This window comes from Microbacterium sp. LMI12-1-1.1, from assembly GCF_040676455.1.
In the GTDB taxonomy this organism is placed as follows: domain Bacteria; phylum Actinomycetota; class Actinomycetes; order Actinomycetales; family Microbacteriaceae; genus Microbacterium.
The window spans coordinates 721,331-735,913 of sequence record NZ_JBEGIA010000015.1 but is presented as its reverse complement, the minus strand read 5'-3'; the positions used below and the strand labels follow the sequence as shown (position 1 = coordinate 735,913).

Annotated in this window: 12 protein-coding genes; 11 read left to right on the top strand and 1 reads right to left on the bottom strand. The window is 69.1% G+C overall.

The window, feature by feature from the left end:
* The first annotated feature begins 113 nt into the window (after positions 1-113).
* From dnaE to MRBLMI12_RS17485, 5 genes are all read left to right on the top strand, one after another.
* The gene (gene dnaE, locus MRBLMI12_RS17505) at positions 114-3,584 is read left to right on the top strand and encodes a DNA polymerase III subunit alpha (RefSeq protein WP_404908918.1); all 3,471 of its coding nucleotides are present in this window, start codon (positions 114-116) and stop codon (positions 3,582-3,584) included.
* Between the two features lie 119 nt (positions 3,585-3,703).
* Positions 3,704-4,822, top strand: a complete 1,119-nt coding sequence (locus MRBLMI12_RS17500; RefSeq protein ID WP_363357535.1) for a hypothetical protein — start codon at positions 3,704-3,706, stop codon at positions 4,820-4,822.
* 84 nt (positions 4,823-4,906) lie between these two features.
* The gene (gene hisD / locus MRBLMI12_RS17495; protein ID WP_363357534.1) at positions 4,907-6,208 is read left to right on the top strand and encodes a histidinol dehydrogenase; all 1,302 of its coding nucleotides are present in this window, start codon (positions 4,907-4,909) and stop codon (positions 6,206-6,208) included.
* 31 nt (positions 6,209-6,239) lie between these two features.
* Positions 6,240-6,731 carry a transcriptional regulator NrdR gene (gene nrdR, locus MRBLMI12_RS17490; RefSeq protein WP_349427728.1) on the top strand — a complete coding sequence of 164 codons (492 nt, stop codon included), beginning with the start codon at positions 6,240-6,242 and terminating at the stop codon, positions 6,729-6,731.
* A gap of 18 nt (positions 6,732-6,749) precedes the next feature.
* Positions 6,750-7,775, top strand: a complete 1,026-nt coding sequence (locus MRBLMI12_RS17485; protein WP_363357533.1) for a quinone-dependent dihydroorotate dehydrogenase — start codon at positions 6,750-6,752, stop codon at positions 7,773-7,775.
* A 131-nt stretch (positions 7,776-7,906) separates the two neighbouring features.
* Here the strand turns inward: MRBLMI12_RS17485 and MRBLMI12_RS17480 are convergent, their stop codons facing one another.
* Positions 7,907-8,503, bottom strand: coding sequence for a DUF3043 domain-containing protein (locus MRBLMI12_RS17480; protein WP_363357532.1), 597 nt, complete (start codon positions 8,501-8,503; stop codon positions 7,907-7,909).
* Between the two features lie 47 nt (positions 8,504-8,550).
* Here MRBLMI12_RS17480 and MRBLMI12_RS17475 point away from each other — a divergent pair, with 47 nt between their 5' ends.
* The 6 genes from MRBLMI12_RS17475 to MRBLMI12_RS17450 all read left to right on the top strand — a co-directional run bounded on the left by MRBLMI12_RS17475 (position 8,551) and on the right by MRBLMI12_RS17450 (position 14,582).
* Positions 8,551-9,951 (top strand): dipeptidase, encoded by a 1,401-nt coding sequence (locus tag MRBLMI12_RS17475; RefSeq protein WP_363357531.1) that lies wholly within the window; start codon positions 8,551-8,553, stop codon positions 9,949-9,951.
* A 129-nt stretch (positions 9,952-10,080) separates the two neighbouring features.
* Complete coding sequence (locus MRBLMI12_RS17470) at positions 10,081-10,446, top strand: HesB/IscA family protein (protein ID WP_349427724.1); 366 nt, start codon at positions 10,081-10,083, stop codon at positions 10,444-10,446.
* Between the two features lie 169 nt (positions 10,447-10,615).
* Complete coding sequence (gene coxB, locus MRBLMI12_RS17465; protein ID WP_363357530.1) at positions 10,616-11,515, top strand: cytochrome c oxidase subunit II; 900 nt, start codon at positions 10,616-10,618, stop codon at positions 11,513-11,515.
* Between the two features lie 2 nt (positions 11,516-11,517).
* A complete protein-coding gene (gene ctaD, locus MRBLMI12_RS17460; RefSeq protein WP_363357529.1) occupies positions 11,518-13,281 on the top strand; it encodes a cytochrome c oxidase subunit I in 1,764 nt (587 codons plus the stop codon).
* Position 13,282: 1 nt separating this feature from the next.
* A complete protein-coding gene (locus MRBLMI12_RS17455; protein WP_349427721.1) occupies positions 13,283-13,717 on the top strand; it encodes a cytochrome c oxidase subunit 4 in 435 nt (144 codons plus the stop codon).
* A gap of 55 nt (positions 13,718-13,772) precedes the next feature.
* Positions 13,773-14,582 carry a PP2C family protein-serine/threonine phosphatase gene (locus MRBLMI12_RS17450; protein WP_363357528.1) on the top strand — a complete coding sequence of 270 codons (810 nt, stop codon included), beginning with the start codon at positions 13,773-13,775 and terminating at the stop codon, positions 14,580-14,582.
* Position 14,583: the final 1 nt, after the last annotated feature.

Below are 14,583 nucleotides of genomic sequence, written 5' to 3'. Positions count from 1 at the left end.
GCGGGAGTCCGCGACTCACGCGATCGCCCGCGGCCGGTGTCGGCGGCCGAACCTAGACTCGATCCGTGGCATCCGACTCCTTCGTTCATCTGCACGTGCACAGCGAGTACTCGATGCTGGACGGTGCCGCCAAGATCGGCGCCATGACGCAGGCCGCGGCCGAGTACGGCATGCCGGCGATCGCGGTCACCGACCACGGCAACACCTTCGCGGCGTTCGAGTTCTACAACGCGGCCAAAGCCGCGGGCGTCAATCCGATCATCGGGCTCGAGGCGTACGTCACCCCCGGCACGCATCGCAGCGACAAATCCCGCGTCGCGTGGGGCTCGCCCGAGCAGAAGAGCGATGACGTCTCGGGCTCCGGCGCCTACACGCACATGACGATGTGGAGCCAGACCACGGAGGGGATGCACAACCTCTTCCGGCTGAGCTCGCTCTCGAGCATGGAGGGCTACTACTTCAAGCCCCGCATGGACCGCGAGCTGCTCGAGACCTATGGCAAGGGGCTCATCGCGACGACGGGGTGCCCGTCCGGGGAAGTGCAGACGCGCCTCCGCCTGGGTCAGTACGACGCCGCCCGCGCGGCGGCCGCGGAGTTCCAGGACATCTTCGGCAAGGAGAACTACTTCGCCGAGATCATGGACCACGGGCTCTCGATCGAGCGCCGCGTCATGACCGACCTGATCCGTCTGTCCAAGGACCTGAACATCCCGCTCGTTGCGACCAACGACTCCCACTACACGCACCAGCACGAGGCCGACGCGCACGCGGCGCTCCTCTGCGTGCAGTCCGGTTCCACGCTCGACGACCCGAACCGGTTCAAGTTCGACGGGGACGGCTACTACATCAAGACCGCGCAGGAGATGCGGCAGATCTTCCGCGACCACCCCGAGGCCTGCGACAACACCCTGCTCATCGCCGAGCGGTGCGAGGTGGAGTTCAACACGAGCGCGAACTACATGCCGCGCTTCCCGGTCCCCGACGGCGAGACCGAGGACAGCTGGCTCGTCAAAGAGGTCGAGGCGGGCCTGCACTACCGCTACCCCGGCGGCATCCCCGACCGGGTGCGAAAGCAGGCAGAGTACGAGACCGGGATCATCCTCCAGATGGGGTTCCCCGGCTACTTCCTCGTCGTCGCCGACTTCATCAACTGGGCCAAGAACAACGGCATCCGCGTCGGCCCCGGCCGCGGCTCGGGCGCCGGCTCCATGGTGGCCTACGCGATGCGCATCACCGACCTCGATCCGCTCGAGCACGGCCTCATCTTCGAGCGATTCCTCAACCCCGACCGCGTCTCGATGCCCGACTTCGACGTCGACTTCGACGACCGCCGCCGCGGCGAGGTCATCGACTACGTCACGGAGAAGTACGGTTCCGAGCGCGTCGCGCAGATCGTCACCTACGGCACGATCAAATCGAAGCAGGCGCTGAAAGACGCGGGGCGCGTGCTCGGCTTCCCGTTCAGCATGGGCGAGCGGCTCACCAAGGCCATGCCGCCGGCCGTCATGGGCAAGGACATGCCCCTGAGCGGAATGTTCGACTCGCAGCATCCCCGGTTCAAAGAGGCCAGCGAGTTCCGCGCGCTCATCGACACCGACCCCGACGCGAAGACGGTGTTCGATCGCGCGCTGGGGCTGGAGGGCCTCAAGCGTCAGTGGGGCGTGCACGCCGCGGGCGTCATCATGTCGAGCGAGCCGCTGCTCGACATCATCCCGATCATGCGCCGCGAGCAGGACGGCCAGATCGTCACGCAGTTCGACTATCCGTCGTGCGAGACGCTCGGTCTCATCAAGATGGACTTCCTGGGGCTGCGCAACCTCACGATCATCTCGGACGCCCTCGACAACATCCGCATGAACCGGGGCGAGGAGCTCGACCTCGAGCACCTCGAACTCGACGACCGCCCCGCCTACGACCTGCTCACGCGCGGCGACACCCTCGGCGTTTTCCAGCTCGACGGCGGCCCGATGCGGTCGCTCCTGCGCCTGATGAAGCCCGACAACTTCGAGGACGTCTCGGCCGTCATCGCGCTGTACCGCCCGGGGCCGATGGGCGCGAACTCGCACATCAACTACGCGCTGCGCAAGAACGGGCAGCAGGAGGTCACGCCGATCCACCCCGAGCTCGAAGAGCCGCTCCGGGACATCCTCGACATCAGCTACGGCCTGATCATCTATCAGGAGCAGGTCATGGCGATCGCGCAGAAGGTCGCCGGGTTCTCGCTCGGACAGGCCGACATCCTCCGACGCGCGATGGGCAAGAAGAAGAAGTCCGAGCTCGACAAGCAGTACGAGGGCTTCTCGGGCGGCATGAAGGAGCGCGGGTTCGGCGATGACGCCATCAAGGCGCTGTGGGACATCCTTCTGCCGTTCTCCGACTACGCGTTCAACAAGGCGCACTCGGCGGCGTACGGCCTCGTCTCGTACTGGACCGCATACCTGAAGGCCCACTATCCGGCCGAGTACATGGCGGCACTGCTCACCAGCGTCGGGGACTCGAAGGACAAGATGGCGGTCTACCTCAACGAGTGCCGCCGCATGGGCATCAAGGTGCTGCCGCCCGACGTGGGGGAGTCGATCCGGTACTTCGCCGCCGTCGGCGAAGACATCCGGTTCGGGCTGGGTGCCGTCCGCAACGTGGGCGCCAACGTCGTCGACGGGATCGTGGCGGCACGCAAGGACGCGAAGTTCACGTCGTTCCACGACTTCCTGGTCCAGGTCCCGATGCACGTGGCGAACAAGCGGACCATCGAGTCCCTGATCAAGGCCGGCGCGTTCGACTCGATGGGCGACACCCGTCGAGCGCTCCTGGAGGTCCACGAGGACGCCACCGAGGCAGCGGTCGATCGCAAGCGCAACGAGGCTCAGGGAGCCATCGGGTTCGACTTCGACAGTCTCTACGACGCGGTCGAGGAGGTCGTGCCGCCGAAGGTCCCGGTACGGCCGGAGTGGACCAAGAAGGACAAGCTCGCCTTCGAACGCGAGATGCTCGGCCTCTACGTGTCGGATCACCCGCTCGCCGGCCTCGAGATCCCGCTCGCCAAGCACGCGTCGACCAGCATCCACGACCTGCTCGCCTCGGAGGACGTCGGCGACGGCGACCAGGTGACGATCGCCGGCCTCGTGACGAGCGTGCAGCACCGCGTCGCCAAGCAGAGCGGCAATCCCTACGGCATGATCACGGTCGAGGACTTCGACGGCGAGATCACGGTCATGTTCATGGGCAAGACCTACACCGAGTTCCAGCACATGCTGCAGGCCGACTCGATCCTCGTCGTGCGAGGACGCGTGTCTCGACGCGACGACGGGATGAACCTGCACGCGCAGTCGGCGTTCACGCCCGATCTGGGCACGACGGACGACTCCAGCTCGCTGGTGCTGATGATGCCGGAGCGCCGAGCGAGCGAGGCCCTCATCGGCGAGCTGCTGCAGACGCTGAACCGCCACGCGGGCGACACCGAGGTCTCTTTGAAGCTCCACAGCGGCACGGTGGCGAAGGTCTTCGAGGTGCCGCATACGGTGCGGATCACCCCCGACCTCTATGGCGAACTGAAGGGTCTGCTCGGGCCGCAATGCCTGGGATGATGCGTGACACGCGGGCGGCAACGGATGCGGCGGACCCCGCGCGTGGTCTCATCGGCGTCTCATACGCCGTGGGTAATATCGGGTCGACGCGGGCTTCAGGCCCGCCGGAAGGGACGATCGTGACGGACGAGAAGCAGGACGGGAACATCGACGAGGCGGTCGCGACCGAAGAGCCGCCGCAGTACGGAGTAGGGCCCTTCTCGATCCGCGAGGTCGCCCTCGCCGGCACGTGGCTCGTCGCTTTCGTGGTGTCGTTCTTCCCGATCTACGGCGATCTGGGTGAAGGTCCGTCGGTCTGGAGCAGCGGCATCGACTGGGTGCTGACCGTCGGAGTGCCCACTGTGGCGGTATTCCTCATCGTGCTGCGCCGGCTCTCGCCGCAGGGCATCCGCCGCGTCGGCTCGCTCGGCATCGACCAGTTCGCGTCGGTCGCGTTCTCGGTGGCCACCGTGCTGTGGCTGACGATCATCTGGAACTCCTTCATCCAGCTCGCGAGCGGACGCGTCTTCGTCGCGACCTGGGTCGTCTGGGTCGAGTTCTTCCTCATGCTCGCCGGCGTGGTTCTGACCGTCCTGGCGCCGTTCATCGCGCCGTTCGCGCAGGACTTCCGAGGGCGCCCCGAGGTCCCGGCGCACCGCAACGCGCGTCCGGTGCTGCCAGTGGCGCCCCGCCCCGCGTACGTCCGCCCGGAGCCCGCAGCCGACGCCGACGACTCCGCGTACGCCGACGACTCCGCCTACGCCGCGGAGGCCGCGTACGCCGCCGAGGCTGCCCCCGAGGCGCCTGCAGCGCCCTACGCGTCGGCCGGCGACGCGGAGGCGTCGCGCGGGTACGACCTCGACGAGACCCCCCGCGCGACGACGGACGACGCCGCGACCACGGTGATCCCGCTCGACGAGCAGGACGCCGGCGCAGCGGACGAGTCGGTCTCCGCGGAGACTGCGGCGACCGAGCCCGCCGCGACCGAGCCTGCCCACGCACGTGAGTCGTTCGAACCCGTCGACAACCCGTCGTCGACGGTCGAGCCCGCTGCCGCCACCGCGCCGCAGCACCAGGCGTTCTGGGCGCTCGTCCCCGAGGAGCGCGACATCGTCGACGAGATCGGCATCCCGGTGTTCCGCATCGGTCCGACCGCGTGGGCGCTCGTGATCGAGGACCGCGGCAAGGTCTTCGTGGTGCGCCACGAGGACGGTCGCATCGGCTACCTGCACGACGTCTCCGGCGTCACGCGCGGCTGATCCCGATACGCGACGCCGGGCTTTCGCCCGGCGTCGCCGGGCGATCCGGCGAAGCCCCTCCTATCGGCGCGGTACCGTAGACGGATGCTCCGGACGATCGACCTGCGCGGGCGCACGCTCTCGCCCGCCGAACTGCTCGCGACCGTTCCCCGTGCCGCTGCGGCACGGGAAGAGGCCCTGGCGACGGCCGCCCGCATCGTGGACGACGTCGCCGCCCGCGGCGAGGACGCACTGCGCGAGCAGGCGGAGAAGTTCGACGGAGCGACGGGGCACGACATCCGTGTGCCGGCTGCCCACCTCGACGAGGCCCTCGCGGCGCTCGACCCTGCGGTGCGCTCTGCGCTGGAGGAGGCGATCGCACGCGTGCGCGAAGCCTCTGCCGCACAGGTGCCCGCGCCGACGGTGACCGAGCTCGGACCCGGCGCCCGCGTCACCCAGCGCTGGCAGCCGGTGCGCCGCGTCGGTCTCTACGTTCCCGGGGGCAAGGCCGTCTACCCCTCCAGCGTCGTGATGAACGTGGTGCCCGCGCAGGTCGCCGGGGTGCGCGAGATCGCGCTCGCCTCGCCGCCCCAGCGGGAGTTCGGCGGCCGTGCGCACCCGGTGATCCTCGGAGCCGCCCGGCTCCTCGGCGTCACGGAGGTGTATGCGATGGGCGGGGCGGGGGCGATCGGCGCGCTCGCTCACGGCGTCGCCTCCCTGGGCCTCGAGCCGGTGGACGTCGTCACGGGCCCGGGCAACAACTTCGTGGCGGCGGCCAAGCGGGCCGTCGCCGGCCTGGTCGGGACGGATGCCGAGGCCGGCGCCACCGAGATCCTCGTCGTCGCCGACGACAGCGCCGACGCGCGCCTGGTCGCCGTCGACCTCATCAGCCAGGCCGAGCACGACGAGCAGGCCTCGGCTGTGCTCGTGACGACTTCGGAGCAGCTCGCCGACGACGTGCGGGAGGCGATCGCCCCGCGCGCCGCCGCGACCCGGCACGCCGAGCGCGTCGCGGCTGCCCTTGCCGGCCCGCAGTCGGCGATCGTCCTCGTGGACGACCTCGCCGCCGCGACGGCGTTCAGCAACGCCTACGCGCCCGAGCACCTGGAGCTGCACCTCGCCGACCCGCGCCCGGAGGACTTCGTGCACGCGGGCGCGGTGTTCGTCGGCGCCGACTCGCCGGTGAGCCTCGGCGACTACCTCGCCGGAAGCAACCACGTGCTCCCGACCGGCGGGCAGGCGCGGTACTCGGCGGGTCTGTCGGCCGCGACGTTCCTGCGTCCGCAGCAGGTCATCGAGTACGACCGCGATGCCCTCGCGGTCGTCCGCGACGCCATCGTGACGCTGGCCGAAGCCGAGGCGCTTCCCGCGCACGGCGAGGCGATCACGGCTCGGTTCGAGGACTGAGGCCGGATTCCCGGCGTAGGCTGTCTCTGCCATGCACTGCCCGTTCTGCCGCCACGCCGATTCGCGCGTCATCGACTCGCGCACCAGCGACGACGGTCTCAGCATCCGTCGCCGGCGTCAGTGCCCCCAGTGCGGCGGCCGCTTCACGACGATCGAGACCGCCAGCCTCAACGTGATCAAGCGCTCCGGCGTGATCGAGCCGTTCAGCCGCGAGAAGGTCATGTCGGGCGTGCGCAAGGCCTGTCAGGGGAGACCCGTGACGGATGCCGATCTCGCGGTGCTCGCGCAGACGGTGGAGGAGAGCATCCGCCAGACCGGCGCCTCGCAGCTCGACGCCAACGAGATCGGGCTGGCGATCCTCGGGCCGCTGCGCGATCTGGACGAGGTCGCGTACCTGCGGTTCGCGAGCGTCTACCAGGCCTTCGACTCGCTCGAGGACTTCGAGGCGGCGATCGAGCAGCTGCGCGTCGACCACGGGCGCGCGCCCGCACACGAGGACAGCGCGGCGGCCGCGGGGGAGTGACCGGATAGCCTAGGAGGGATGTATCCCCTCCTCTTCCGCACCGTGCTGTCGCGCATGGATCCCGAGTCCGCCCACCACGCCGCGATGGTCGTGATCCGCGTCCTGGGTGTGCCGCCCTTCTCGTGGGTCGCACGCGCGATCACCCGGCCGGCGCCCGAGCTCGCGACCACGGCGCTGGGGCTCACGTTCGACTCGCCGTTCGGCGTCGCCGCGGGATTCGACAAGGATGTCACCGGCGCCGCGGGCCTGCACGCGCTGGGATTCGGTCACGTCGAGGTCGGGACGGTGACGGCGATCCCGCAGGACGGGAACCCGCGCCCGAGGCTCTTCCGGCTCATCCCCGATCGCGCCGTCGTGAACCGCATGGGGTTCAACAACCACGGCGCCCAGGCGGCGGCGGCACGTCTGCGGCGCCTGCGCAAGCGCTCACGTCGTACGGTGCTCGGCGTCAACATCGGCAAGAGCCGGGTGGTCGACGTCGCCGATGCGACGGCGGACTACGTCCGAAGTGCGACCCTGCTGGCGCCGCTGGCCGATTACCTCGTCGTCAACGTCTCGTCGCCGAACACGCCCGGTCTGCGCGGCCTGCAGGCGGTCGAGACGCTGCGCCCGCTGCTGGACGCCGTGCACGCGGCAGCAGGCGTGACGCCGCTGCTGGTGAAGATCGCGCCCGATCTCTCTGACGACGAGGTCGTCGCGATCGCGCAGCTCGCCGTCGATGCGGGGCTCGCGGGCATCATCGCGACCAACACGACGATCTCTCGCGAGGGCCTCGTCACCGACCCGCCCACGATCGCCGCGGCCGGCGACGGCGGCCTGTCGGGGGCGCCGCTGAAGACGCGCGCGCTCGAGGTGCTGCGCCTCCTGCGCGAGACGGTGCCGGCCGACTTCGCGGTGATCTCCGTCGGCGGGGTCGAGACCGCCGCCGACGTGCAGGAGCGGTTGGATGCCGGCGCCACGCTGGTGCAGGGCTACACGGCCTTCCTCTACCGCGGGCCGCTGTGGGCACGGCAGATCAACCGCGGTTTGGCCGCGCGCCGCTGAGGCAGTCCGGCCCAGGACGTCCTGTGATCAGGCGGGCGGCCTTCCTCTACCGCGGGCCGCTGTGGGCCCGGCAGATCAACCGCGGTTTGGCCGCGCGCCGCTGAGGCAGTCCGGCCCAGGACTTCCTGTGATCAGGCGGGCTTCTGGCCGCGCTTGACCTGCGGCTTCGGCAGGCGCAGGAACCGCATCTGCACGGTCCGCATGGCGGCGTACCAGCCGAGACCCTTCTCCGCCTTGCCCTCGCCGAACTTCTTCTTCACCGCGCGCTTGACAGTGATCGACGTGATCACCATGTCTCCGATCACGAAGAAGATGAAGATCCAGAGGCCCACGAACGCGTAGTACTGCAGCGCCGGAATGGGAAGGAACGTCGCGAGGATCACGAGCACCATCGCGGGCATGACCGCCTCGCCCAGGTGCCAGCCGGCGTCGACCCAGTCACGCACGAACTTGCGCTGGGGGCCCTGGTCGCGCGCGGGGAGGTAGCGCTGGTCGCCGTTGGCCATGCCGATGCGGGCCTTCTCGCGCTGCGTGGCGAGGTCGGCCTTCGCGCGGGCCTTCGCCTCCTTCGTGTCGGCGACGAGGGGGCGCTTGCGCGCGGCCTCCTGCTCGGCGCGGGAAGGAGTGGGGCGTCCCTTGGGCGAGGGACCGCCGAGGGGGACGCCGTTCAGCGCGGTGCCCTCCGACGGTGCGTCGTTGGACGAAGGTGCTGCAGGTGTCTTGGCCACGGATGATCCTCGATGTGCGGAGTAGGGGTGCACTTAAGATTACCCGCATGAGCTCTGACCTCTCCCGACAGGATGCTGTGCGCGACGCCGCGGCATCCGGCATCCCTTCCGCACTCGCCGATCTCGGGACGCTGGTGCGCATTCCGTCCGTCGCATTCCCCGGGTTCGACCCCGCAGAGGTGCAGCGCAGCGCCGAGGCGGTCGCCGGGCTGGTGCGCGACACCGGACTGTTCGAGACCGTCGAGATCCGTTCGGCTGTCATCCCGGCCACGGGGGAGCAGGGCAGCCCTGCCGTCGTGGCCACGCGCGCCGCCCGCAACGGCCGGCCGACGATCCTGCTGTACGCGCACCACGATGTGCAGCCCGTCGGCGACGAGTCGTTGTGGGAGTCGTCGCCCTTCGAGCCGACTATCCGCGGCGGCCGGCTGTACGGCCGTGGCGCCGCCGACGACAAAGCCGGCATCATGGCGCACCTCGCCGCGCTCCGCGCGCTCAAGGAGGCCCTCGGCGAGGACTTCGACCTCGGTGTCGCCCTGTTCTTCGAGGGTGAGGAGGAGGCGGGATCGCGCTCGTTCGCGCACTTCCTCTCCGACAACGCGGACGCCCTCCGCGCCGACGTGATCGTCGTCGCGGACTCGGGCAACTGGGACGCGAAGACGCCCGCGCTGACGGTGTCGCTGCGCGGCAACTCCCGCTTCACGCTGCGGGTGCGCACGCTCGAGCACGCGTCGCACTCCGGCATGTTCGGGGGAGCCGTGCCCGACGCCATGATGGCGACCGTCAAGCTGCTCGCCACGCTCTGGGACGACGACGGAGCGGTCGCCGTGGCGGGCCTGACGGAACGGGATGCCGACACCCCGCCGTACAGCGAGGAGACGCTGCGCGACGAGGCCGGGCTTCCGGCGGGCGTCTCGCCGGTCGGCCGGGGCACGATCCTCAGCCGCATCTGGAACAAGCCGTCGATCACGGTGACCGGCATCGACGCGCCCACCGTGGTCAACGCGTCGAACACGCTGAGCCCCGAGATCTCGGTCGTCATCAGCGCCCGCATCGCCCCCGGTCAGGCCGCACGCGACGCGTACGCCGCCATCGAGGCGCACCTGCGCGCGCACGCGCCGTTCGGCGCCCAGCTGGAGTTCAGCGACCAGGACTTCGGCGACGCGTTCCTCGTGGACACCTCGGGCTGGGCCGTCGAGGCGGCGCGCGAGGCGCTGCACGAGGGATACGGCGTCGAGTCCGTGGACATCGGCGTCGGCGGGTCCATCCCCTTCATCGCCGACCTGGTGCGGGAGTTCCCGGGCGCGCAGATCCTCGTGACGGGTGTCGAGGACCCCCACGCGAAGGCGCACAGCCCGAACGAGTCGCTGCACCTGGAGACCTTCCGCAACGCCGTCCTGGCCGAGGCGCTGCTGCTCGAGAAGCTCGACGCGCGTACCGCGCAGGCGTAGGCCGTCTCCGAGATCGGCGTGGACACGCCGATCTCGGAGCCTCCTCCCGGCGGGCACGCGTAGAATCGACGCATCCCGCCGCCCGCAGTGGATGATGAACGATCCGGGCGGCCCTTCCGGAGGAGTGCCATGACCGACACCGCACTGACGACCGAGCTGACCGCCCGTGAGCATGGCGTGCTGCTGACCGACGCCGCCGCCGGCAAGGTCAGGAACCTGCTCGAGCAGGAAGGCCGCGACGACCTGCGCCTGCGCGTCGCCGTGCAGCCCGGCGGCTGCAGCGGCCTGATCTACCAGCTGTACTTCGACGAGCGCTACCTCGACGGCGACAAGACCGTCGATTTCAGCGGCGTCGAGGTGATCATCGACGACATGAGCGTTCCGTACCTCGACGGCGCCACGATCGACTTCAAGGACACCATCTCGGAGCAGGGGTTCACCATCGACAACCCCAACGCGGCGGGCTCGTGCGCCTGCGGCGACAGCTTCCACTGATCGGTCTCGGATCCGACACTTTTCCGGCGGGTCCGGCGCGCTTCGAATGGCGCCCGGGCCCGCCTTTTTTGATCCCTGGGACACGATCCAACCTGGGCGGATGGCCTGAATCCCCTGGACGCTTGCCCTAGACTGGCGGGAGTCCTGTTCGTGATCGGAAAGGTGCACCGTGCCTTCGAAACGCCGTATCCGCTGGGCCGTTCTCCCGCTCGGGATCGCAACGGCAGCAGTCCTCGCCGGATGCACCCCGACCGAGCTGCACGGCTTCCTCCCCGGGTTCACCGAAGACGGCCAGCCGGCCACGAATCACACCGACATGGTCGCGGGCCTCTGGGTCAACTCGTGGATCGTCCTGCTCGCCGTCGGCGTCGTCACGTGGGGCCTCATGGGCTGGGCGGCGATCGCCTACCGGCGTCGCAAGGGCCAGATGGGGCTTCCCGTCCAGCTGCGCTACAACATGCCGATCGAGATCTTCTACACGATCGTGCCGCTCATCCTCGTCATCGGCTTCTTCGCCTTCACGGCACGCGACCAGACGGTCCTCGAGACGCAGTACGACGACCCCGACGTGTCGATCACGGCGATCGGCAAGCAGTGGTCGTGGGACTTCCAGTACGACGGCGAGACCGACGACGACACCGTGTGGACCATGGGCGTCCAGGCCCAGACGGACGAGCGCGGCGACGTCATCAGCGAGCTCCCGACCCTGGTGCTGCCTGTCGGCGAGACGGTCAAGATCAAGCTGCAGTCGCGCGATGTCATCCACTCCTTCTGGATCATCGACTTCCTGTACAAGAAGGACATGTACATCGGCAAGGACAACTACTGGTCCTTCACGCCGACCCGCGAGGGCACGTACAACGGCAAGTGCGCCGAACTGTGCGGCGAGTACCACTCGATGATGCTGTTCAACGTGGATGTCGTGAGCCCGGAGGAGTACGAGGACTACCTCGACTCGCTGCGCGAAGCCGGCCAGACCGGTGACATCAACGACGCCTATGACCGCCTGCAGAACGCGCCCGGGACGGGCGCCACGGGCGAGGCGTCAGACGAAGAGGGAGACCACTGATCATGGCGACGACGCTTCCGCTCCAGGAGACGACGCAGGGTCGCCCGACCACCCTGCCGCCGCGTCAGGCCGCCCTGCTCAGCGCTTCGCGCGTCGAGCAGAAGGGCAACATCATCGTCAAGTGGATCACCTCCACCGACCACAAGACGATCGGCTACCTGTACCTCATCTCGTCCGTCATCTTCTTCCTCCTCGGCGGAGTGATGGCGCTGATCATCCGTGCGGAGCTCTTCGAGCCCGGCATGCAGATCATCCCGACGAAGGAGCAGTACAACCAGCTCTTCACGATGCACGGCACGATCATGCTGCTGATGTTCGCGACGCCGCTGTTCGCGGGCTTCGCGAACGCGATCCTGCCGCTGCAGATCGGTGCGCCGGATGTCGCGTTCCCGCGTCTCAACGCGTTCGCCTTCTGGCTGTTCCTGTTCGGATCGACGATCGCCGTCGCCGGATTCCTCACCCCGCAGGGCGCGGCGTCGTTCGGATGGTTCGCGTATCAGCCGCTCGCCAACGCCAGCTTCTCTCCGGGCGCGGGTGGAAACCTCTGGATGCTCGGCCTCGGCATGAGCGGCTTCGGCACGATCCTCGGCGCGGTCAACTTCATCACGACCATCATCACGATGCGCGCGCCGGGCATGACCATGTGGCGCATGCCGATCTTCTCGTGGAACACGCTGATCACCAGCATCCTGGTCCTGATGGCGTTCCCGGTGCTGGCCGCCGCCATCCTCGCCGCCGCGGCCGACCGCGTGCTCGGTGCTCACATCTACGACCCGGCCAACGGCGGCGTGCTGCTGTGGCAGCATCTGTTCTGGTTCTTCGGTCACCCCGAGGTGTACATCATCGCGCTGCCGTTCTTCGGCATCGTGTCGGAGATCTTCCCGGTCTTCAGCCGCAAGCCGATCTTCGGCTACAAGACGCTCGTCTACGCGACGATCGCGATCGCGGCGCTCTCGGTCGCCGTGTGGGCTCACCACATGTACGTGACCGGCGCGGTGCTGCTGCCGTTCTTCGCCCTCATGACGATGCTCATCGCGGTGCCCACCGGCGTGAAGATCTTCAACTGGATCGGCACGCTCTGGCGAGGCTCCGTGACGTTCGAGACCCCGATGGTCTTCGCACTCGGCTTCCTCGTCTCGTTCGTCTTCGGTGGTCTCACGGGCGTCATCCTCGCCTCGCCGCCGCTGGACTTCGCCCTGTCGGACTCGTACTTCGTCGTGGCGCACTTCCACTACGTGGTCTTCGGCACGGTCGTGTTCGCGATGTTCGCCGGCTTCTACTTCTGGTGGCCCAAGTGGACGGGGCGGATGCTCAACGAGCGCCTCGGCTACGTGCACTTCTGGATGCTGTTCATCGGCTTCCACATGACGTTCCTCATCCAGCACTGGCTGGGCGTCGACGGCATGGTGCGCCGCTACGCGGACTACTCGGAAGCGGACGGCTGGACCTGGCAGAACCAGGTGTCGACGATCGGCGCTGTCATCCTCGGCGCCTCGATGATCCCGTTCCTCTTCAACGTGTGGATCACCTCGCGCAAGGCGCCCCGGGTCACCGTCAACGATCCGTGGGGCTACGGCGCATCGCTCGAGTGGGCGACCTCGTGCCCGCCGCCGCGTCACAACTTCACGTCCATCCCGCGCATCCGCAGCGAGCGGCCCGCATTCGACCTGAACCACCCCGAGGCGGGCATCCCGGTCGGCGTCGGTCCGGCGAAGGACGCGCCCGAAGCCCCGGTTGCCGACCTCGCCGAGGGAGAGGTGAAGTAAGGTGCGCACCAACACCGGACTCTGGTGGCTGCTGTCCGCGTTCTTCCTGTTCGTGGGAGCCGTCTACACCGGCTGGAGCATCATCGCCCACCCCGACGTGCCGTGGTACCAGGGCATCGAATGGGTCGGCAGCGTGGCACTGCTGTTCACGGCGCTCATGGGCGCACTCATCGCGTTCTACATCGGTCGGGTGCACAACGCCCAGGGCGGCGAGCTGCCCGAGGACGTCCTCACCGCCGACATCGACGACGGTGACCCGGAGCTCGGCGAGTTCAGCCCGTGGTCGTGGTGGCCCATCGTGCTCGCCTTCTCGGCGGCGCTCGGCATGATCGGCCTGGCGGTGGGCGCGTGGCTCATGCCCATCGGCATCGGCGTCTTCGTCGTGGCGATCGTCGGCTGGGTGTACGAGTACTACCGCGGATACTTCGCCCGCTGATCGGCGAGCCGACGCTCCGCGTGACCTTCCGCACGACGTGCCCGGAGGCCCGTTCATGACGGGCCTCCGGGCACGTCTGCATGCCGCCGCCTGCTCCGACACCGGCCCGCACCGCGCGACCAACCAGGACGCCGCGTTCACGGCGCCGTGGGGTGCGGCGGTCGCAGACGGCGTCGGCGGCGGTCCCGCCGGCGACCTGGCCTCGGCCACCTTCGTCCATCGCCTCGCGGCGGGCCGGCTGGACGGACTCGAGCCGGTGCAGCTGGCCGACAGCGTGCGTTCGGCCAACTGGGATCTCCGCGCCCACGTCGAGCGCGATCCGTCGCTGAGCGGCATGGCGACGACGTTCACCGGCCTCTTCGCCGACCGCGACGGCGGGGTGCTGCTCGCACACACGGGCGACTCGCGCGCCTACCGGCTGCGCGGGAGCGAGCTCACCCAGATGAGCCGCGACGACTCGCTCGTGCAGGCGCTCGTCGACCAGGGACTGGTCTCGATCGCCGAGGCAGCCTCCCACCCGCGCCGCAACCTCATCACCGCGTCGCTCAGCGGCGCCGAGCGCGACGCCGCGGTGGTGACGGCCTTCGACGCGCCGGTCGGCGATCGCTGGATGCTGTGCAGCGACGGCCTCACCGACTACGTTCCGGATGCCGACATCCGCGCGATCCTGAACGGCATCGGCGATGCGGCGGCGGCCGCCGCGGCGTGCGTGGCCCTCGCGCTGGACGCCGGCAGCCGGGACAACGTCACCGTCGTGGTGTGCGACGTCGTCGATCCCGCGCTGGACAGCGCGGGCGCGTTCGCCCAGACGTCCTTCTACGGATCGGCCGCCACGCGGTACATGGAAGGGCTCGAGTCGGCCTGAG

Coding starts and splice junctions, on each gene's coding strand:
- dnaE (WP_404908918.1), top strand. CDS start 114: ATGCTGGACGGTGCCGCCAAGATCGGCGCCATGACGCAGGCCGCGGCC.
- hisD (WP_363357534.1), top strand. CDS start 4,907: ATGCTCCGGACGATCGACCTGCGCGGGCGCACGCTCTCGCCCGCCGAA.
- nrdR (WP_349427728.1), top strand. CDS start 6,240: ATGCACTGCCCGTTCTGCCGCCACGCCGATTCGCGCGTCATCGACTCG.
- MRBLMI12_RS17485 (WP_363357533.1), top strand. CDS start 6,750: ATGTATCCCCTCCTCTTCCGCACCGTGCTGTCGCGCATGGATCCCGAG.
- MRBLMI12_RS17475 (WP_363357531.1), top strand. CDS start 8,551: ATGAGCTCTGACCTCTCCCGACAGGATGCTGTGCGCGACGCCGCGGCA.
- MRBLMI12_RS17470 (WP_349427724.1), top strand. CDS start 10,081: ATGACCGACACCGCACTGACGACCGAGCTGACCGCCCGTGAGCATGGC.
- ctaD (WP_363357529.1), top strand. CDS start 11,518: ATGGCGACGACGCTTCCGCTCCAGGAGACGACGCAGGGTCGCCCGACC.
- MRBLMI12_RS17450 (WP_363357528.1), top strand. CDS start 13,773: ATGACGGGCCTCCGGGCACGTCTGCATGCCGCCGCCTGCTCCGACACC.